This is a genomic window from Clostridioides sp. ES-W-0016-02, from assembly GCF_020641035.1.
GTDB lineage: Bacteria > Bacillota > Clostridia > Peptostreptococcales > Peptostreptococcaceae > Clostridioides.
In genome coordinates, this window is the sequence record NZ_CP061361.1 from 2,767,404 (window position 1) to 2,788,396 (window position 20,993).

17 protein-coding genes are annotated in these 20,993 nt (G+C 29.4%); 7 read left to right on the forward strand and 10 right to left on the reverse strand.

Features of this window, described 5'->3' with window-relative positions; all coding sequences use genetic code 11:
- Positions 1 to 86: 86 nt before the first annotated feature.
- Positions 87 to 1,115, reverse strand: a complete 1,029-nt coding sequence (locus IC758_RS13200; protein WP_255619340.1) for a 3'-5' exonuclease — start codon at positions 1,113 to 1,115, stop codon at positions 87 to 89.
- Positions 1,116 to 1,161: 46 nt separating this feature from the next.
- Positions 1,162 to 2,022 carry a tRNA 2-thiocytidine biosynthesis TtcA family protein gene (locus IC758_RS13205; RefSeq protein WP_227835344.1) on the reverse strand — a complete coding sequence of 287 codons (861 nt, stop codon included), beginning with the start codon at positions 2,020 to 2,022 and terminating at the stop codon, positions 1,162 to 1,164.
- Between the two features lie 267 nt (positions 2,023 to 2,289).
- On the opposite strand from IC758_RS13205, the gene IC758_RS13210 reads away from it, so the two are divergent.
- From IC758_RS13210 to IC758_RS13220, 3 genes are read left to right on the forward strand one after another with little or no spacing between them, the layout of a single operon-like run.
- The gene (locus IC758_RS13210) at positions 2,290 to 2,499 is read left to right on the forward strand and encodes a spore coat associated protein CotJA (protein ID WP_227432638.1); all 210 of its coding nucleotides are present in this window, start codon (positions 2,290 to 2,292) and stop codon (positions 2,497 to 2,499) included.
- The gene (locus IC758_RS13215; RefSeq protein ID WP_021385274.1) at positions 2,499 to 2,765 is read left to right on the forward strand and encodes a spore coat protein CotJB; all 267 of its coding nucleotides are present in this window, start codon (positions 2,499 to 2,501) and stop codon (positions 2,763 to 2,765) included. Before IC758_RS13210 ends, IC758_RS13215 begins: the two co-directional genes overlap by 1 nt.
- 28 nt (positions 2,766 to 2,793) lie before the next feature.
- Positions 2,794 to 3,366: a manganese catalase family protein gene (locus IC758_RS13220; protein ID WP_227432637.1), complete on the forward strand. Its 573-nt coding sequence runs from the start codon at positions 2,794 to 2,796 to the stop codon at positions 3,364 to 3,366.
- Positions 3,367 to 3,630: 264 nt separating this feature from the next.
- Here IC758_RS13220 and IC758_RS13225 read toward each other — a convergent pair whose 3' ends face one another.
- Positions 3,631 to 4,821, reverse strand: coding sequence for a C40 family peptidase (locus IC758_RS13225; RefSeq protein WP_227824163.1), 1,191 nt, complete (start codon positions 4,819 to 4,821; stop codon positions 3,631 to 3,633).
- 261 nt (positions 4,822 to 5,082) lie between these two features.
- On the reverse strand, positions 5,083 to 5,514 hold the full coding sequence (gene dut, locus IC758_RS13230; RefSeq protein ID WP_227432635.1) for a dUTP diphosphatase: 432 nt from the start codon (positions 5,512 to 5,514) through the stop codon (positions 5,083 to 5,085).
- A gap of 112 nt (positions 5,515 to 5,626) precedes the next feature.
- Here dut and IC758_RS13235 point away from each other — a divergent pair, with 112 nt between their 5' ends.
- Entirely contained in the window at positions 5,627 to 7,855 is a 2,229-nt protein-coding gene (locus tag IC758_RS13235) for a type IA DNA topoisomerase (RefSeq protein WP_227835343.1), read from the forward strand.
- Positions 7,856 to 7,969: 114 nt separating this feature from the next.
- Here the strand turns inward: IC758_RS13235 and IC758_RS13240 are convergent, their stop codons facing one another.
- Positions 7,970 to 8,455 (reverse strand): MarR family winged helix-turn-helix transcriptional regulator, encoded by a 486-nt coding sequence (locus IC758_RS13240; protein ID WP_227432633.1) that lies wholly within the window; start codon positions 8,453 to 8,455, stop codon positions 7,970 to 7,972.
- A 250-nt stretch (positions 8,456 to 8,705) separates the two neighbouring features.
- Here IC758_RS13240 and IC758_RS13245 point away from each other — a divergent pair, with 250 nt between their 5' ends.
- From IC758_RS13245 to IC758_RS13255, 3 genes are read left to right on the forward strand one after another with little or no spacing between them, the layout of a single operon-like run.
- A complete protein-coding gene (locus IC758_RS13245) occupies positions 8,706 to 9,929 on the forward strand; it encodes an efflux RND transporter periplasmic adaptor subunit (RefSeq protein ID WP_227432632.1) in 1,224 nt (407 codons plus the stop codon).
- Positions 9,930 to 9,933: 4 nt separating this feature from the next.
- Entirely contained in the window at positions 9,934 to 13,065 is a 3,132-nt protein-coding gene (locus tag IC758_RS13250) for an efflux RND transporter permease subunit (RefSeq protein ID WP_227432631.1), read from the forward strand.
- A 22-nt stretch (positions 13,066 to 13,087) separates the two neighbouring features.
- Positions 13,088 to 14,404 (forward strand): TolC family protein, encoded by a 1,317-nt coding sequence (locus IC758_RS13255; protein WP_227432630.1) that lies wholly within the window; start codon positions 13,088 to 13,090, stop codon positions 14,402 to 14,404.
- 165 nt (positions 14,405 to 14,569) lie between these two features.
- Here IC758_RS13255 and IC758_RS13260 read toward each other — a convergent pair whose 3' ends face one another.
- The 5 genes from IC758_RS13260 to IC758_RS13280 all read right to left on the reverse strand — a co-directional run bounded on the left by IC758_RS13260 (position 14,570) and on the right by IC758_RS13280 (position 20,971).
- Complete coding sequence (locus IC758_RS13260; RefSeq protein WP_227432629.1) at positions 14,570 to 14,815, reverse strand: hypothetical protein; 246 nt, start codon at positions 14,813 to 14,815, stop codon at positions 14,570 to 14,572.
- A 228-nt stretch (positions 14,816 to 15,043) separates the two neighbouring features.
- Positions 15,044 to 17,671, reverse strand: a complete 2,628-nt coding sequence (gene ppdK, locus IC758_RS13265) for a pyruvate, phosphate dikinase (protein WP_227432628.1) — start codon at positions 17,669 to 17,671, stop codon at positions 15,044 to 15,046.
- A gap of 63 nt (positions 17,672 to 17,734) precedes the next feature.
- Positions 17,735 to 18,577, reverse strand: a complete 843-nt coding sequence (locus IC758_RS13270; RefSeq protein WP_227432627.1) for a pyruvate, water dikinase regulatory protein — start codon at positions 18,575 to 18,577, stop codon at positions 17,735 to 17,737.
- 6 nt (positions 18,578 to 18,583) lie between these two features.
- Positions 18,584 to 19,222: a helix-turn-helix transcriptional regulator gene (locus IC758_RS13275; RefSeq protein WP_227432626.1), complete on the reverse strand. Its 639-nt coding sequence runs from the start codon at positions 19,220 to 19,222 to the stop codon at positions 18,584 to 18,586.
- A 456-nt stretch (positions 19,223 to 19,678) separates the two neighbouring features.
- A complete protein-coding gene (locus tag IC758_RS13280; protein WP_227432625.1) occupies positions 19,679 to 20,971 on the reverse strand; it encodes an NAD(P)H-dependent oxidoreductase in 1,293 nt (430 codons plus the stop codon).
- Positions 20,972 to 20,993: the final 22 nt, after the last annotated feature.

The following is a 20,993-nucleotide window of genomic DNA, read 5'->3' on the forward strand; positions in this document are numbered from 1 at the left end:
TTTTATAGTAGTTTAGTTCCATTTAAATCTAGTTTTGTTCAAAAACTATCATAATCACCAAATTTTGTTCTATTAATTGTAACTTTTTATACTTTATTAATAACATTTAAGTTATTATTCTTATCAATATATATTTTCTCACTATCTAAATCTTCATCAAACATCTTTATTATATTTTCTATTTCGTTTTTGTATTCATCTTCATGTACTCTATAAAGCATTAAATCTTCTAATAAATCTTTTATATCAAAATACACATCTTCTAATAAATAAAAATATCCATCTTCTATATTCTTTAATTTATCTATAGTATCCAATTTTTTATCTATATCTTTTATAACTTCTATGTTTTGTATGTTTATATTTATAATTGTCAATAAGTACATTCTCACAGTTTTTATTATCTCAATAGAAAAATCTACAATATCATAATTTCCTTCTTTTTTATAAAGTGATTCTTTAAATTTATCAAAACAATCATTTAAATCTGGATTTATGTTATTAAATGGAGGTCTTATTATATCTAGCATTATTAAAAGATTTTGTATATCTACATTATTTGTAATTGCCTCATCCAAAATAAATAAATTATATGCATCATTTAATGGGTCATGTGCATCTCCACTAAACTCTAAGTTAGCAAATTCAAGTAAATTTTTTAGTGATATATAGTTCATACATTTTATACCACACTCTATATATTTCTCTTTTATATCCACAAATAACTCTCTAATGTTGTTTACGAACCTTGGATGATTGTTTTTTTTAGAACTTCTCATATCAGTGTTATTGAAACATGTTAAATCTAAATTACCAAAAGTATATATTCCTTCAATCTCAGAAAATATGCCTAACCACTTTTTAAACTTTCTCATGACCTCTTCATAGCTTGGTGCATACTTTAATTCTTCTGAAGATATATGAGTCAACTCTTGTATATGAGGATACAACTGGGCATTACTTACTGGCTTTATTAAAGATTTAAACTTATCAATATTTTTTGTCTTTTCATCATACATAACTGCTCCAATTGCAATTATATCTGAATTTAATATATCTCTCTTTGATTTAGAATTTGGCATATTCATCTCAAAATCTATATATACTCTCTTCAATATAAACACCCTTTCCAATTGTTTATAGTGATTCTTTTAATTACTTTTATTCATAATTTTCTAAGAAAGAATGTTTCTCCCCATCTTTTTGCCACCCTAGTACCGAATCAAGATTTACGTTTTCTGCTGCTTTAAATATAGATTTTTCTACATTTTTAAAATTTGGCTCTAAACTTTTTATTAAATCTTTTATTTCATATCTTTTATTTCCAGTTTTTTTAGCAGCAACCATGCACGCACAATTTAAAGGCCATATACCACTATTTTGGATAAATCTTATAATGTGGTCTTCTCTTATATAGTAAAGTGGTCTTATAATTTTTATTCCTTCAAAATTAGTGGAATTAAGCTTAGGAAGCATAGTTTTAAAATTTCCTGCACACAACAAATTAAGCATAGTTGTTTCTATTACATCATCATAATGATGACCTAATGCAAGTTTATTACACCCCAATTCTTCTGCTTTTGAATATAATGCTCCTCTTCTCATTCTTGCACACATATAACATGGATAATCTTTTGCAATTTCATCAGCTATTTCAAATATTCTTGAATCAAATAAATGTATTGGAATATTTAAATACTCACAATTATCTATAAGTAATTGCCTTATATTTGCATGATATCCAGGGTCCATAGCAATAAATTCAACATCAAAATTAACTTGTCCATGTCTCTTTAATTCTTGAAACATTTTAGCCATAAGAATACTATCTTTTCCTCCAGATATTGCTACAGCTATTTTATCCCCTTCTTCAACTAGTTTATAATCTCTTATTGCCTTTATAAACTTAGACCATAAATGTTTTCTATATTTTTTTATAATACTTTTTTCTATATCCCTTAGTGAAAGTCTTTCCTCAAAAGGAACTATAATTTCACAGCCTTTTCCTGATAGCTCACTCATTTAATCACCTCGTATATTTATGTTAATAATATTTTACAAAAAAGTCTACCTACTTCTATAAAATACTATAGTTTTACTTTAATTTTAATAAATACTTTATAGTTTACAATAACACATAAACTTATAATAACATAAATAAAGCCTTTCTTTTATTATCTTTTTTATTTTTCTCATTTAATATTTTATTATGAGTAACGATTTTTAAATGTATGAATATTATACACTAGATAGACTTACCTATCTATTTACAACAAGGAGGTTTTCATCTTGGAAAATAAAACTAGAGATATTAAAAAAAATTGTGGTTCATCTTTGGCTAGACCATATATTAATAATCAAATTTTCACAGAAATGTACTGCCTTTCTGATGCATTAAAATTTGGAACTATATTTCCAGAACTAAATTTATTAGAATCTGAAATGTACAACAAAGAATTATATGCTAAGCCAAAAAAATTAAGAGGAGGTAGAAGATAATGAAAGATTCATCTAGAGCTGAACTTATGAGAAAAATTCAGGAAACATCTTTTGCATGTGTTGATATGAACTTATATTTAGACACTCATCCTGATGATAAAAATGCTATCAACACTTACAATTCATTATGTAACCAATTTGCACAGGCTAGATACGCTTACGAAAATAAATATGGTCCTTTAACTAACTTTGGGTATGCTCCAAGTAGATGCCCTTGGCAATGGGCTGAGCAACCTTGGCCTTGGGACAGAGAATTTAATTATTAGACATCAAGTATTGGAGGATTGAAAATTCATGTGGATATATCAAAAAACTTTACAACACCCAGTTAATATAAAAACTTGTGACCCAAGAATGGCTAAGTTTCTTATAACTCAATTTGGCGGACCAAATGGAGAGCTTGCTGCATCTTTAAGATATTTAAGTCAAAGATATACAATGCCTACTGGTAATATGCGTGCACTTTTAACAGATATTGGTACAGAAGAACTAGCTCACGTTGAGCTTATATGTACTATGGTTTATCAGTTAACTTCTGATGTAAGCCCAGAAGAATTAAAAGCTGCTGGTCTTGGCTCAAACTATGCACAAAATGGATATGGAATTTATCCAACAGATTCAAATGGAGTTCCATTTGATGTAAGACCTATCGCAGTTATGTCAAATCCTGTAACTGATTTACATGAAGATATGGCTGCTGAACAAAAAGCACTTGCAACATATTATCAACTTATAAACTTAACAGATGATGTTGATGTTATAAACGTACTAAAATTCTTAGGTCAAAGAGAAATAATTCACTATCAAAGATTTGGTGAAGCTTTAATGGATGCTTATGAATTAGAGGAATGTCAAAAAATATTCTAAAATTCTTCTTTATATATAAAACTACAATTATTTACTAATTTACTAACTTACTTTTTCGCTTAAATTAGCTTAAAAATATAAAAAACTATAAAGAATTGTCCATTTTCTATACACAGATAGAATAAATAAACAACAAAAAGCAGGTACTGAATCAACAGTAATAATAGATAGTAATCTACAATACTATTGACACCATACCTGCTTTTATTTTATAAGCAATAAAGAAATATCTATTTATAAAGTTTTATCATTAAATTTAAATGATTATAAAACTCTTCTTGCATTTACATATCTACTTGAATAGTAACTACTATTTATATTAGATATTGTTACCTTTTTTGATGAACCTGAAGATGCGTGTATCATCTCTCCATTTCCCATATATATTCCAACATGACTTACAGAGCCATTATTTGAACCTTGTGTATCAAAGAATATTAAATCTCCGCTTCTAAGGTCTCCTCTATTTACATATGTTCCATACTTACTTTGGTCTCTAGATACTCTTGGTATACTAACTCCAGCAGATTTTTTCATAACATATTGTGTGAATCCAGAACAGTCAAAACTATTTGGACCTTCTGCTCCCCATACATATGGTTTTCCAAGTAGTGTCTTTGCAAAGCCTATTACACTATCAGCTCCCTGACTTGGAGAATTAGTTGAATCGGATGGAGTTGAAGTATCAACAGAACCTTTTTCTGCAAGATATTGACTTGATACATATCCTGTTTGGTCATCGTGATTTACTTTTGTCCATCCACCATCTTCTGAGATACTTCCAACTTCAGTACCATAACTTAACGTAGCCACTTTAGAGTGTCCTGTTCCTGGTCCTGTTCTAAGGTTTAATGATTTTGCTGTTACAACTTTTGTATCCTTTACAATATCACTTGAACTGCTTCCATCATTTCCATTTGCAGAATCACTTAAGTTAGTTCCTAAGTATTTACTTGAAACATAACCAACTCTACCATTAGAACTTATTTTTGACCATCCATTTGATTCAGATATGTATCCAACTTCAGTACCATATCCCAAAGTAGATATTTTAGAACTTCCTGTACTTGGACCTGTTCTAAAATTTAATCCCTTTGCTGTAACAACTTTTGTTGATTTTACTGAAGCATCATTACTTTCATTACTATTTCCTAGGCTATTTATTGATAAATATTTTTCATGCACATAACCTGTATTCCCATTATATTTAACTTTTACCCAAGAACCATCTTTTCCTATGTACTCAACTTTATCACCTTTGTAGAACTTTCCTATAGATGCATTATTTGTACCTGGTCCTTTTCTAAAATTTACTGCATTCCCTGTTATTGTTCTACTTTCTACAGTTGAACTTTCTATTTCAGACTCATTAGCATATGCTAAATTCCCCATTGTAGGCATTATTATCGCTGTGGCCATTATACTGGCTGCTACTCTCTTTTGATTAAAATTCATAACTTTCCACTCATCTCCTCTTTTCTAGTAGATTTATTTTTTTATTTCTAACATAAAAGAAATAATTGACACTATTTTTAAATATCAATTATTTCTTTTATATTAATATTATTACAAATTTGTAACTATTTGTCTATAGTAATAATTCTATACCATAAATTACCATAAATGTTTTTTAATCATAGAGAGGTTAAAACTCAGTCATATAGCCAAACTATATCTTATTAAACAATTTTATATTTTTTAACTTTTTTGTAACTTTTATAACCCTGTTGAACCAAATCCACCTTTTCCTCTTTCGGAATCACTTAATTCTTTAACTTCTTCTATATTAATCTCATATATAGGTTTTACTACCATTTGAGCAATCTTCATATGTTTTTCAACTTTAAAATCATTTTTTCCATGATTTATTAATATGATTTTAAGCTCTCCTCTATATCCCTCATCAATAGTTCCTGGTGTATTTAACACAGTAATTGAATGTTTTAAAGCAAGTCCACTTCTAGGTCTTACTTGCGCTTCTGTCATAACAGGAAGTTCTATACATATTCCAGTTTTAATAAGTTTAGTCTCTCCAGAAGGTATTACAACCTCCTCTATAGAATACAAATCCATACCAGCATCACCTTTGTGAGCAAAATTAGGTATTATAGCGTCGTCATTTAATTTTTTTACTTTTAAATTGTACATTTTATATCTCCTTTCAATTTCCTATAAATATTATAACTTAAATTTCAGCCTCTTGAAGTTTTTTATTTTTTTGTGGTAATATAATTATTAGTGTTTTAAAGGAGGATTTTTTATGAAACTTGTACTTGCTGAGAAACCATCTGTTGCAAAAACTATAGCATCGTTTTTAGGTGCAAAGACTAGACAAGATGGTTACTTTGAAGGAAATGACTATATAATTACTTATGCAGTTGGACACTTAGTATCATTATATGATATGAAAGATTATGATAAAGATAAGTATTCTGGCTCTTGGAAAATGAATAACTTTCCATTTGTGCCTGAAAATAAGTTTAAATTCAAAATTGATAGTTCTAAAACCAAACAATTCAATACTGTAAAAAAACTTTTAAACAGAAAAGATGTGGAATATGTAATAAATGCCACTGATAATGACAGAGAGGGAGAACTTATAGCATTTTTAATATTTTTACTTGCAAAAAATAAGAAACCAGTAAAAAGAATTTTGGTAAATGAATGGACTCCAGAAGACATTACGAGAGGTATAAAAAACTTAAAAGATGAAGATGAAATGAGAAATCTTCAAGCTGCTGGATATACAAGACTTATTACTGATTGGCTAATTGGAATAAACTTCACTTCCGTTGCTACATTAAAATATGGAAATGGAAAATTATTAAATATAGGTAGAGTAATTCTTCCAACAGTCAAATTAGTCTATGATAGGGATATGGAAATACTGAATTTTGTTCCCAAAACTTATTATGAAGTAGAAGGTCATTTTAAAGCTGAAAATGGTGAATATAAAGGTAAATATATTAAAGGTAAAGAAAGTAAATTTGACACACTTGAAGATGCAAATAAAATCATAGCTTCAATTACATCTCAAACTGGTAAAATACTAGATAAAAAAGTTACTATGTCAAAAGAATATGCACCAAAACTTTTTAGTTTAACATCACTTCAAGGATATATAACTTCTAAGTACTCTAATTTTACCTCTGATAAAGTTTTAAATGTATGTCAATCTCTTTATGAGGGTAATGGTAAAGGTGGGTATATAACTTATCCAAGAACCGATTCTATTTTTTTAGAAGAAAGTTTAACTTCAAAGGCTTCTCAAACTTTAGAAAAATTAAAAGTCGGTCTTGAATATGAAAATAAAATTAAATTCTCCAAAACAAAAAGGGTCTTTGATTCATCCAAAGTAGATTCACATAGTGCTATAATTCCTACTTACATAATACCAAAAAATTTATCTAAAGATGAACAATTGGTTTATGATGCTATAAAAGATAGATTTGTAGCAAATTTTATGCCTCCTGCTGAATATGAGAATACAGAAATTAAAACTAAAGTAGATGATTGCACTTTTTTAACAAAAGGAAAAGTACTTAAATCAAAGGGATACCTTGAGGTGTATAATAAGGAAGAAAAAAACGATTTACTTCCTTTTGTAAACAAGGATGATATTGTTGATGTCTTAGAGATAAAGCCATTAACCAAACAAACAACACCACCTAAATCATATACTGAAGATACACTTTTAAAAGCTATGAAAAATTGTGGTAAAAATGTACCTGAAGAAGACACAACTGTACTTTCAGGGTATTCAATAGGAACATCAGCCACACGTGCTGATGTACTAAAAAAAATAAGTCAAGTGGGCTATGTAAAGAAAAAAGGCAAATCTTACTTTATAACAGACCTTGGAAAAAATTTAGTTGAAATTTTTCCTGTTAAGGACTTATTTGATGTAGATTACACTGGTAAACTTGAAAAAAGTTTAAGTGATATTCAAAAAGGTAAATACACTAGAAAAGAATATCTTACTCATATTATTAGTTTTATATATCAAAATGTTAATATTATAAAACAGGATGCTTCAAAAAATATAAATACAGAGGCTTATACTTTTGATTCAAAAACTAAAAAATTTACTAAAGTAAAAGCAAAGGATTCAAAAAAAAGTTTAACTGATTCTGAAAAGGAAATTGCTGTATCAAAAGATACAGATATTAAAAAAGAAAATAAAACCAATAATGAAAATACGTCTCTTGGTAAATGTCCTATTTGTCAAGGTGATGTTCTTGAGTTTGATAAAGGATTTGCTTGTAAAAATCATAAAGAGTGTAAGTTCGTTATTTGGAAAAATGACAAATACTTAAGCCTCTACAAAAAGAAAGTTAATAAAACTATGGTCAAAAATATTTTAAAAAAAGGTGAGACAAAAGTAAAATCTTTAACTTCTAAAAATGGAAACAAGTTTGATGCTACATTAAAATATAATAAAAATCCAGATACTGGCTACTTCAACTGGAAAATAGAATTTGATAATTAAATAATATTCATAAAAGCAGAAATAGCAGTAGTATAATATTAAATATATTATACTACTGCTATTTCTGCTTTGTGTAAAAATTTAACTTTATATAATAACTTCTCATATGTACATTTAAACTAATTTTTTTACTATTTCTGATAGTTTAAGTGTATGTTCATCTAATAAAGTTAGTTCCTCATCAGAAAGATTTGATAGTTTCTTTACTATAGACTCTTTAAGAATAGATTGTACAATATCAAATAATTCAAATGCTTTATCTGTCAATTCAACTCTAAGAACTCTTCTGTCTTTTGGGTCAGGAAATTTATTTACTAAATTATGCTCTACCAATCTATCAATAATTGGTGTCATATTTGATTTTAGTATTCCTAAATTAGAAGCTATTTGAGAAATTGATGATGAGTTTGATGTCATAAGATAAAGAATTACCTTTGCATGTGATGGAGCCATTGGACACTCTCCAAAATACTCTTTCATCATATCTGAGTTGTTTTGAAATTTTTTTAACAAATCGTTTTCTTTGAATATATTATTTTGAAGTACAAATAAAAAGTCTAAAAAAGAGTCTGCTATTTTAAGTATATTATCGTTATCCATATTTGTAACATCCCTTCAATAAATACTGTAATAAAATATTCATTACTTATTATAGTATAAATTATAAACTATTAATAAATTTAAAACAAGAAAAAGTTATTGACTCATAATAATTATAAATTTATAATCAAATTAGAGAATTATAAAATGCCAAAAAAGGGAAGTTTTTTAATTAGCCTAAAACTAAACTTAAATTATAAGACACTTTAAATTCTACAACAAGCTAGTGTAAAATATAATAGGAGGAGATATGAAAAGATATTTAGTAGTTTTTTTAATGTGTAGTTCACTGTTCTTAGTTGGATGTGGAAAAACAGATGAACCTGAACCAGAAAAACCTATAGCAGTCTCTGTTCAAAAGGCAGTAGGTGGAGAAATAGAAAATACAAATGCTTTCTCAGGAACTACAAAAGTTAAAGATGAGACATCAGTTACTGCTCAAACTGCTGGCACAGTTCAAGAAGTTTATGTGAAACTTGGCCAAAATGTAAGAAAAGGTGATGATTTATTGAGTATAACTAGTGAAGATTTAGAAAACAGTGTAAAACAGTCTAAAGCATCACTAGATTTAGCAAAAGCAAGTTATGCAAGTGCTACTGGGGGTGCATTAGAAGCTCAAGTGAATCAAGCAAAAACAGCTCTTGATAGCGCAAAACTTCAATATGATGAATCCCAAAGAAATTATGACAATAACAAGGTTCTTTATGAGCAGGAAGTAATTAGTTTAGACCAATTTAAAAAAATAGAAGTTGCTTTAGAACAATCAAAACAACAACTAGATTCTGCACAAAGAGCATACAATACAGCAACTTCAAAAAGTATACCTCAAGCTAAATCACTTGCTAAAAAACAACTTGACCAAGCTCAAGTATCATATAACTTAGCAATGAGTAACTTAGATAAGCTGACATTAAAAGCTCCAGTGGATGGAACAATCACAGCCAAAAACTTTGACTCAAAAGAGATGATAACACAATCACAACCAGCCTTTGTTATTTCTAATCCTAATATATTAGAAGTAGGCTTAAATGTAGCAGAAGCAGATATAGCTAAATTTAAAAAGGATGGTAATGTAGATGTTGTTATTGAAGACCAAAGAGTTTTAGGAAAGATAGATTATGTTCCTTCAGTAGTTGACCCTCAGACATCTTTATATCCTGTTAAAATACTTGTTACTAATACTAACAACAAATTTAAAGCAGGAATGTCTGCACAAGTAAACTTAAGCGTTGAAAAAGAAAATGGAGCTGTTACAGTACCTAAAAAAGCAATATTTGAAGAAAATGGAAAAAAATATGTATACATAGCAACTAAAGATAACATAGCAAAGAAAACATTAGTTCAAACTGGAATTGTAACAGAGGATAAAATAGCAATCAAAAGTGGTGTAAGTGAAAAAGATACAGTGGTTATTGGGGGGATAAGTCTTATTTCTGATGGAACTAAGATATTTCCTGTAGAAAAGGAGAAATAGTATTATGAATTTAACACATACTTCCGTTAAGCGTCCTCTCACAATCATAATGGTCTTCTTAGTATTAATAGTTTTTGGTGGTATTGGATATAAAAAAATGTCAATAAATCTAATGCCTGATATAGAAATACCTGTTGTAATGGTTATGACTACTTGGACAGGTGCAGGTCCTCAAGACGTTGACGAACAAGTTAGCCAAAAAGTTGATGAAAGTTTATCATCTGTTTCAAATGTAAGCTCAACTATATCAAGTTCACAAGAAAGTGTTTCTATGGTCGTAGCTCAATTTGAATTTGGAACCAACCTAGATGAAATAATGAACGATGTTAGATCTAAAGTAGATGCATTACAAACTAGTTTACCAGATGATGCAGCTAAGCCAACAGTACTAAAATTAGATATGAATGCACAAGCTATAGGTCAGCTTGTTATATCTGGTGGAAATAATAATGCACAAGCACTAAGAAAATACGCTGAAGATGTAATTCAGCCTAAAATAGAATCTATAGATGGTACTACATCAGCAGACATTAAAGGTGGAGAAAAAGCTCAAGTTAATGTAATAGCTGACCCATCAGTTCTTTCAAATTATGGAGTTAGTTTATCAACTATAAAAGGTATTTTATCATCTAGTAATAAAACATTCCCTTATGGTTCAATTACTCAAGGTGAAGATAAGATAGTCTTAAGATCAATTGATAAATTAGAATCTTTGGATGATATAAAACAGATTCAAATTCCTGTAAAAGGAGGAAACACTGTTAACTTAGATACTCTTTGTAGTGTAGATTATGGATTTGCAGACAAAGATAGTATTTATAGATACAATGGAAAAAGCAGTTTAGTAATAGATATTTCTAAGCAACAAGATGCAAATACTGTAAAAGTTATGCAAGATGCATATAAATATGTAGATGAATTGAATAAAGAAAATCCACAATTTAAAATTAAAATTGCCAATGATACAAGTGCTTACATAAGCGAATCAATAAACAGCGTAATGAGCAATTTACTTATAAGTGCAGTTATTGCATTTGTAGTAATATTTGCTTTCTTAAAAAGTGTAAGAGCTTCATTAGTTGTTGCAGTGGCAATACCAATTTCTATAATAGGAGCAATAGCTGTTCTCTATTTTACAGGCGAAAGTTTAAACCTTATCACTGCAAGTTCATTGGTAATTTCAGTTGGTATGGTCGTTGATAATGCTACAGTTGTAATTGAAAACATATTTAAATACAGGAAAAGTGGTCGTTTGAGCATTGATGATTGTGCTATTGAAGGTACAAGAACTGTCACCAATGCAATACTAGCATCAACATTGACTACTATAGCTATATTCTTACCTATTATGTTTACAGAAGGTATAGCCAAAATAACATTTGGGGCTTTAGGTAAAACACTTATAGCTTCTCTAGCCTTCTCTTTTATAGGTGCAATTACTCTTGTTCCTAGTGTATTTGCAAAACTAAGTAGAGGTAAAAGTAGTGAAAAAATGAAGGAAAAAGATAGCCCTATATTTGATAAGGTAAGTGAAGGATATAAAAGATTACTAAGTGTATGCTTAAGACATCAGAAATTAGTAGTAATATCAAGTTTACTTATATTTGTAGCTTCTCTATTCGGAATGAGCTTTATAGGTATGGACTTTATGCCTGCAGCAGATAAAGGAGAATTGGCTATTTCTATAGAACTTCCAAAGGGTCTTAGCTTAGAAGCTAATGATTATTATGTTTCTATGACAGAGAAAAAAGTTTCAGATATTCCAGAAATCAAGACATTGATAACAAGTTTGACATCAGACTCAAATAATAATAGTGCAAGTATAGCAATTGAATTGGAATCTCAAAAAAATAGAAAAAGAACTACCGATGAAATAGAAAAAGAAATAATTGATAGAGTTGCTACTGTTCCAGATTGTAAAATAAATGTAAGTCAAAATAGTAGTGTTATGGGTGGAACTTCAGGAGCAGACTTCACATTAGAGATGAAGGGCCCTGATTTGGATGTATTAAAGATATTAGGAAAAGAAGTTGAAAAAGAATTCAGTTCTATAAAAGGATTTAGAAATGTAGAGACTTCCCTTACAGATACAACACAAGAAGCTCAATTTACAATAGACAAACATAGAGCTCAAGAATACGGTGTAAATACAGCAGAAATTGCAGGATTATTGCGTACTGCAATAAATGGTGATTCAGTTACTACTGCTACTATTGATGACTACAAAGTCGATGTAAATCTAAAGTTTAAAGCAGATAGTATCGATAATCTAGAAGATATAAAACAGTTAAAAGTAAATTCTACAACTGGAAATGAAGTACCTCTTGGAGCTTTCTCGGATATAAAAATGGTAGATGGTTTACAGTCCATATCAAGAACTGATGGTGATTTTTCTGTAAATATAACTGCAACACTTGATAATTTAGATGCTGGTACAGCTACAAAATTAGCATTAGAAAAAACTAATAAGATGCTAATCCCTAAAGACTACTCTATTGGTGTTGGTGGAGAAACAGAAATGATGAATGAATCTATGGCCAGTCTTGGATTCTCAATGGTTATAGCCATAGCACTTGTTTATATGGTAATGGTAGCTCAATTTGAATCATTTAGTAAACCATTTATAATAATGTTCTGTGTGCCATTTGCATTTGTTGGAGTTGTACTTTCTCTTTTGGTAACTGGTCAAAGTTTAAGTACTGTAGGTATGTTAGGTATAATCTTACTTATCGGTATCGTTGTTAACAATGGTATAGTTCTTATTGACTACATAGAACAACTTAGAAAAGCAAATAGTAGTAATGATTTAATTGGATTGGTTTCAATTGGTTGTGCTGCGAGACTAAGACCCGTTTTAATGACAACTGCAACAACAATTCTAGGTATGTTACCAACAGCATTATCTCTTGGTGAAGGTGGAGAAACAATGCAACCACTAGCCGTAGTTATAATGGGTGGGCTTACTGTATCTACACTAATAACACTAGTACTTATCCCTACTATATATTTAATATTTGATAAGTGGGAAAATAAGTTTTCAGATAGGATGCCTAAAATATTTGGTAAAATAACAGATAAAATAGGAGATATAAAAGGAAAAATATTTAAGAAACCAAAATTAAAAGCTAAAATTTAAATATAAATGGAGGGCGATTGTATTGAAGAAAAAAGTTAGTAAAATAATTGCAATTGGATGTGGTGTTGGTATAATAACAGCTAATTTAATGCCAGCCTATGCAAATGATAATACTTCTTCTATAAATAAAGTTGATAATGCTACCTTAAGTGACTCGACTAAAAGAACGGCTGAAAAAGAACTTTTAACTGCTAGAGATGCTGTCAGTGCAGCAATTAAAAATAGTGAAAAATTAAAAATGAAATCAGAAGAAATAAAAATGTTAAAAGAAAAACTAGAAGTACAGGATGAATTTGATAGTTTTACTGGAAGTGACAACTCATTTCCATATGACCAAATTGGACTTCTTAAAAATCAAAGCGAACAGGCAAAATATTTTATGGAAGACCAAATAGCAAATGATATTACTAATAAGTATAATGATTTAGTATCAAGAGAAAATGAGTTAGATAAAATAAAAAATAATCTTGAGATAAAAACTAAAGAAATTAAAGATATGAAGCTAAAAAAGGATTTAGGTCTAGTGACATCATTGGAAACTGAGTCAGCTGAGCTTGAACTTCAGACGCTACAAAATACTCAAAAATCTAAACTTCAAGAACTAAAAAATAATCAAGATTATTTTAAGTTGTTGACTAATATAAATTTAGACAACTATCAATTAGATAAAGAATACCGTTTTGAGTCTTTTAGAGTAGGTGGTTCAGTTGATTCATACATGGAAGGTAAGGTTAATGAATACTTAAAGTATGACCAATTGATTTTAGAACGTACAGAAGAAAGTTTTAATGATGACGATGAAAATAAGGCAGATTTACCAGATAGACCTAATCTTACAAGACCAGTTGCTCCTACAAAACCAGAACAAGGTAGTTTAACTGATGCTGAATATGAAGTTCTTAAGAAGAAATATGATAAAGATTATGAGCAATATGAAAAAGCAGTTGAAGCATACAATCTTGAAAGACAGACTTATGCATCTGGACTTACTACATATGCAAATTATCTTCAACAAAAATATAATACTGAAAATGGCTTAGTTACACTAGAGGATAGTAAAAAAGCTCTAAAAAAAGGCTTGATTGATAGCTATGCACAATTACTTGCTTTAGAAGATACAATTGGAACAACTAAAAAACAGCTTGAATTATCGGAAAAACAATTAAAAAATACTAAGCTAAGATATGACTTAGGATTGATTACTCTAACTGACTATAAAAAACAAGTAGTAAGCAATGAAGATGCTAAAAATAGCTATGATACACTTATTGTAAACTATAATTCATTAAAAAATGGTATAGAAAAGCCATGGATACTTAGCGATGGAGGCAAAAAATAATACTGTTGTATAAAAGCATTTATTTACTAAAATAAATTTGCTCAATAAAATAGAAAAAGAGTTGGCTTATTATTAGTTCAACTCTTTTTCTATTTACTAAAATATTATTGATTCTAAGAACACATATATTCTTCACTACAAAATAAAGTCTAAAGCTTAATTTAATTACTTCTTATCAAATGTTTCATCTATTTTACATCTGACCATATTAACAAATTCTGAAATATTATATCCTTTCAGCTTACATCCACATTTAGGACAATAGTCCAACTTCCTAGATACTAATGCTCTACAGCTAGGTTCTGGGCATCTCATTTTAAGACTCTCTTCTACTACTTTAAATCCACATCGTGGGCATATACTACCTGGACGTGATGATACTTCTTTTCCACATTTAGGACACTTTGTCAACTTTATCCCCTCCAGTAAACTCAATTTAATTATTGGTTGAAATTTCTCTCTTACAATAATGTATGCAACATAATTAAATACGTTTCACCTACTATAATATAAATTAGTTTTTTTATAATAATATAAAATAAAAATCCCCTATACTCAATTTACAAATACTCTATTTGATACATTGATATATAGGAGATATAATATTTTAGTTTAATTATATATATTTATAATATATTATTATCTAGGGTTTTTTATAGATGCTTGAGCTGCTGCAAGTCTAGCAATTGGCACTCTAAATGGTGAACAAGATACATAGTTAAGTCCTACATTATAACAGAACTCTACTGAAGATGGTTCTCCACCATGTTCTCCACATATTCCTAGTTTTAATTCTGGTTTAACTTCTCTACCTAATTTAACTCCCATCTTAACTAACTTACCAACACCATTTTGGTCTAGTACTTGGAATGGGTCTTTTTCTAATATTTCTTCATCTACATATTGACCTAAGAATTTACCAGCATCATCTCTTGAATATCCAAATGCCATTTGAGTTAAGTCATTAGTACCAAAACTGAAGAAGTCTGCTTCTTGTGCTATTTCATCAGCTGTTAAACAAGCTCTAGGTATTTCTATCATAGTACCTACAGTATAAGGAACTTCTACTCCTTCTTCTTTGATTATAGCATCAACAGTTTCTACTATCATTTTTCTTATTATCTTTAACTCATTTACTTCTCCAATTAATGGAACCATTATTTCTGGAGAAACTTTAACACCTGCTCTTATTGCTTCTATAGCACCTTGTATTATTGCCTTAGATTGCATTACACATATTTCAGGATAAGTTATTGCAAGTCTACATCCTCTGTGCCCAAGCATTGGGTTAAATTCATCTAAATCAACTATTCTCTTCTTAATATCACTTACTTTTATTCCCATAGTTTTTGAAAGTTCTTCTATAGTTTCATCATCATGAGGTAAGAATTCATGTAGTGGTGGATCTAGTAATCTTATATTAACTGGCTTTCCATCCATAACTTTGAATAACTCTACAAAATCTTCTCTTTGCATTGGTAATATTTTTTCAAGAGCTTTTTCTCTTTGCTCTACTGTATTAGACAATATCATTTCTCTAACTGCTGGTAATCTGTCTTCATCAAAGAACATATGCTCAGTTCTACATAGACCTATACCTTCAGCACCAAATTCTATAGCTGCACGAGCATCTCTAGGATTATCTGCGTTAGTTCTAACCATCATACATTTATGCTTATCTACCCATTGCATTAATTTTTCAAAGTTTCCAGTTAAAGAAACTTCTGTTTTCTTAACATCTCCTAAGTAAACATTTCCTGTAGAACCATCTATAGAAATGTACTCTCCTTCTTTTATAACTATATCATCAAGAGCTCTTACTTCTTTATTAAACTCATCAACTTTTATTTCTCCACATCCAGCAACACAACATTTACCCATACCTCTAGCAACAACTGCTGCATGTGATGTCATTCCACCTCTAGCTGTAAGAATTCCTTCAGCCTTAACCATACCTTCTATATCTTCTGGAGATGTTTCTAGTCTAACTAAAACTACTTTTTCTCCCTTTTCATTTGCTTTTACTACATCATCAGCATTGAAGTAAACTCTACCACTTGCTGCACCTGGTGATGCTGGTAAACCTTTTGCTATAACTTTAGCTTCTTTTAAAGCTTTATCTTCAAATTTTGGATGTAATAACTGGTCTAATTGATTAGGCTCAATTCTCATTATAGCTTCTTTTTCATCTATTATTCCAGCTTCAACTAAATCAACTACTACATTTATTGCTGCTGCTGCTGTTCTTTTACCATTTCTAGTTTGTAATATATATAATCTTTCATTTTCTATAGTAAACTCTATATCTTGCATATCTTTATAGTGACCTTCAAGTATATGAGTAATTTTTACGAATTCATCAAATACAGCTGGCATTACTTCAGCAAGAGTTGATATATTTTGAGGAGTTCTTATACCTGCAACAACATCTTCACCTTGAGCATTCATTAAGAATTCACCAAATAATTTATTTTCTCCTGTAGCTGGATTTCTAGTAAATGCAACACCTGTACCACTAGTTTCTCCCATATTACCAAATACCATTGATTGAATATTTACTGCTGTTCCTAAATTATGAGCTATATCATTTAATCTACGGTATACGATTGCACGAGGGTTATTCCATGATCTAAACACTGCCTCTATAGCAAGCATTAATTGCTCTTTTGGGTCTTGTGGAAAATCACTTTTTATTTCTTTTTTGTATATTGCTTTAAATTCTTTTACTATTTCTTTTAAGTCATCAGTTGTAAGTTCTGTATCAACTGTGTATCCTTTTGCTTCTTTTACTCTATCTAGTACATTTTCAAATTTGTATTTTGGCACTTCCATAGCAACATCAGAAAACATTTGTATGAATCTTCTGTAACTATCATATGCAAATCTTTCATTTTGTGTAGCTTCTGCTAGACCAATAACACTATTGTCATTAAGACCTAAGTTAAGTATTGTATCCATCATTCCTGGCATAGAGAATACTGCACCAGAACGAACTGATACTAGTAGTGGATTTTTATTGCATCCTAATGTTTTGTTTAAATCTTTTTCTAAAGTAGCTAGATGTGCTTCTATTTCTTTTATTATTTCTGCTCTTATACTTTCATTATTAACATAGTAGTCATTACATGCCTCTGTTGTTATAGTGAATCCAGGAGGGACAGGTAAGCCTATCTTAGTCATTTCTGCTAAATTGGCACCTTTACCTCCTAGTAAAGATTTCATGTCTTTGCTTCCTTCACCAAAACTATAAACATACTTAGTTTCCATTGTTAAATCCCCCATTAATCTTTTTTATTTTAATTTATATCATTTTTATTATTAAACATTTTATTAAATTTCTATTTCTTTATATATTTTTAGACCATTTTCCTTCATTATGTCTAAAATTATACCTGCAGTTTCTTCAATTGCTTTATTTGAAACATTTATTACTGGGCATCCAATTTTCTTCATTATTTCTTCTGAATAGTCTAATTCTTGAAGTATTCTTTCTAAGTTAGCATAATTAGCTTTACTAGATAGCCCTAAAGCTTTTAATCTTTGAGTTCTTATTTCATTCAACTTTTCAGGTGAATTAGTAAGACCTATTATCTTCTTAGTTTCTATTTCAAATACTTCTTTAGGAATTGGTATTTCTGGAACTAATGGTACATTAGCTACTTTTATATTTTTATTAGCTAAATACATACTTAAAGGAGTTTTAGATGTTCTTGATATTCCCACTAAAATTATGTCTGCTTGAAGAACTCCTCTAGGGTCCTTTCCATCATCATATTTTACTGCAAATTCTATAGCCTCAACTCTCTTAAAGTAAGATTCATCTAATTTTCTGATTATACCAGCTTCTCTTTTAGGTTTTCTTCCAGTTCTTTTACTTATTTCCCTTAATATATCTGTCATCAAATCTATACAACTAAGACCTTCTCTTTCGCAATATCTTTCAACAATACTGCATAGCTCTTCATCAACTAATGTATATACAATCAAAGCGTTTTCAGCTTTTGCATTTTCTAGTGTTTCAAGTAATACTCCCTTATTAATCATATATGGAAATCTTTTTATTTCATAAGTTTCATTTACATAAAATTGTGACATACATGCTTTTGCAACTTGTTGTGCAGTCTCCCCTACTGAGTCTGATACTGCATATATAATTAGGTTTTTCACCAGCATACCTCCTTAATTGTCAACTATTTCTAAAAATAGCTTAGTTATGTTGGTTTTTGATATTCTCCCAACAACTCTCATATGATTTTTGTCTTCTTCTTTATATTCAACAATTGGAATCGAATCTACTTCATGTTCTATTATTTTTTTTGAAGCCAATAAAACACTTGCTCCCTTAGTCAGAGTAACTACATTTGGAGTTCTTGTCATTATCATACCTATTGGCATCTTATTTATATCAGAACCTCCTATAGTTGCTTTTAATAAGTCCTTTCTAGAAACAACTCCACATAATTCTTCATTTTCATCTATAATAACTATACTCCCTACATCAGATAAAAACATAGTGACTATTACATCATATATACTTTCGTCTTTCTTAGCTAGTACAGGCATGCTCATTATATCTTCTACTGTTTTTTCTTTTATACTTTTACCAATTAAATTAATTTCACTAACTCCTGAATAAAAATATCCAACTTTTGGTCTTGCGTCTAGTATTCCTGTCATTGTTAATATAGCTAAATCAGATCTAAGTGTAGCACGAGTCACATTCAAGCTGGAGGCAATACTTTCACTCGTTATTGGTTCATTTTCCTTAACTATATCTATTATTTTTAGTTGTCTTTCATTAAGCTGAATAATAATCACCTTCTTTCATTGTGCTATACTTTTTATCTTTTCGTATCTTATATAGTATATTATATAACTATATATACCATTCTGTAAACAGATTTTTTATTGAATACGATATATTTTTTACCAAGTTCTTTTGCTTAAAGATATTTATTGTATATTAATGGGGGATATTTCTTTAATTAATAGAACTATATTAGTATTACAGTTAATATTATAATACATAATTGGCTATTTTAATTCATTTTATATTAAAATTTTTAATCATATTATCTTAAATATGAATATAAAATTGCAAAATTAATTTAAATTAAACCTACTAGTAAGATTTTTAACTGTAAACAAACTATAAAATAAGATTTATCAAAACACCCTCTCAAAAAATATAAAAAAATTTAAAAGGGCTGATTTTAAAATAACCATCAACCCTCTTTTAAATAACATCTATATTATATTATTATACAATAAATTTTATCCAAATATTTTTTCTTGTAATTGTCTTAAATGATATAAAGTAGTATCTTTTTCTATCTCTACCATATCATATGTTATAACTTCACCCTTTTTAATATCTTTAATAACTTTAGTCTTTTTACTGATTAAACCAATAGGTACAGCATTCATTTCTTTTGCAACATCATATTTTTCTATAGTGCCATAGCATGTATATGCACCATATCCATCCATATACTCACCTTTTTTCAAGTCTTTCTTAGCTATAGTCATAACTTCTGCAACTAATCCAGCTTTAGGCACTATTGTAGCCTTATGCTCTAAAACTGCCATTGCTGCTGATAAAGGAGTTTCTAAACTGCATAAATGATATGGTCTATATAATATGTAATTAGGTCCATCACCCATACTTAAGTATTTTAATTCATCATTAACTGCTTTTAATTTATGAGCAACTACAACGAAAACACCAGGTGCTATACCATTTACAAAATCAACTACACCATAATTATCTAATACTCCACCCTCGCTTTTTAATGCATATTTCTTAGGTACTTCATTAACTGTAGCTTCAATACCATGCCCACCTCTTACATCAGGTACAAATCCAGTTGCATTACACATTAAAGCCATTTCTACCATTGTTTTAGTACCTTCTTTAAAAGAAGCTATCATATGAGGTGAAGCTCCTTTTCTTTCTGCTTCTTCTTTTACAGTATCAGGATTACAGTCTAAATCTAGTTTATTGTTTTTACCTTTACCTACTACTCTAACTTCAAATCCCATTGCATCTGCAAAATCAAATAGACCCATTACTGCCCCTGGTTCATCTCCTGCAGAACCTGTAAATATTACTCCTGCGTCATCTGCTAATTTTTTAAGTATTGGACCAACAACACAATCAGTTTCAGCGTTTAACATTACTATATGTTTTTTATTTAAAATAGCATTTAGTGCTATTTCTGCACCAATTGCAATACCTCCTGTTGCATCTATAACTACATCTATTGACTTTGTTTTGCAAGCCACAAGAAAGTCATTACATGTTAATACTTTTCCTTCTTGTAATTTTAATTCTGCATCTGTTTCATTTGTTACATTATCTATGATTTCTTCTTCTATACCTGCATCAGTAAATGCTTTACGAGCTAATTCTAGATTTATATCTACAACAATAGATGCTTCCATTCCTTTCATATTTGCCATTTGACTTACCATTCCATTACCCATATGACCAGCACCTATAAGAGCTACTTTTATTTTTTTACCTTCTTCTTCTAGCTTTGCAAGTTTTCTGTTTAAATCTAACATATCAATTCCTCCTGTTATAATA

Bases quoted from the DNA above. Each gene is read 5' to 3' on its own strand.
- IC758_RS13270 (WP_227432627.1), bottom strand. From the start codon at position 18,577: ATGCTGGTGAAAAACCTAATTATATATGCAGTATCAGACTCAGTAGGG.
- IC758_RS13250 (WP_227432631.1), top strand. From the start codon at position 9,934: ATGAATTTAACACATACTTCCGTTAAGCGTCCTCTCACAATCATAATG.
- IC758_RS13235 (WP_227835343.1), top strand. From the start codon at position 5,627: ATGAAACTTGTACTTGCTGAGAAACCATCTGTTGCAAAAACTATAGCA.
- IC758_RS13220 (WP_227432637.1), top strand. From the start codon at position 2,794: ATGTGGATATATCAAAAAACTTTACAACACCCAGTTAATATAAAAACT.
- IC758_RS13245 (WP_227432632.1), top strand. From the start codon at position 8,706: ATGAAAAGATATTTAGTAGTTTTTTTAATGTGTAGTTCACTGTTCTTA.
- ppdK (WP_227432628.1), bottom strand. From the start codon at position 17,671: ATGGAAACTAAGTATGTTTATAGTTTTGGTGAAGGAAGCAAAGACATG.
- IC758_RS13215 (WP_021385274.1), top strand. From the start codon at position 2,499: ATGAAAGATTCATCTAGAGCTGAACTTATGAGAAAAATTCAGGAAACA.
- IC758_RS13280 (WP_227432625.1), bottom strand. From the start codon at position 20,971: ATGTTAGATTTAAACAGAAAACTTGCAAAGCTAGAAGAAGAAGGTAAA.
- IC758_RS13225 (WP_227824163.1), bottom strand. From the start codon at position 4,821: ATGAATTTTAATCAAAAGAGAGTAGCAGCCAGTATAATGGCCACAGCG.
- IC758_RS13205 (WP_227835344.1), bottom strand. From the start codon at position 2,022: ATGAGTGAGCTATCAGGAAAAGGCTGTGAAATTATAGTTCCTTTTGAG.
- IC758_RS13240 (WP_227432633.1), bottom strand. From the start codon at position 8,455: ATGGATAACGATAATATACTTAAAATAGCAGACTCTTTTTTAGACTTT.
- dut (WP_227432635.1), bottom strand. From the start codon at position 5,514: ATGTACAATTTAAAAGTAAAAAAATTAAATGACGACGCTATAATACCT.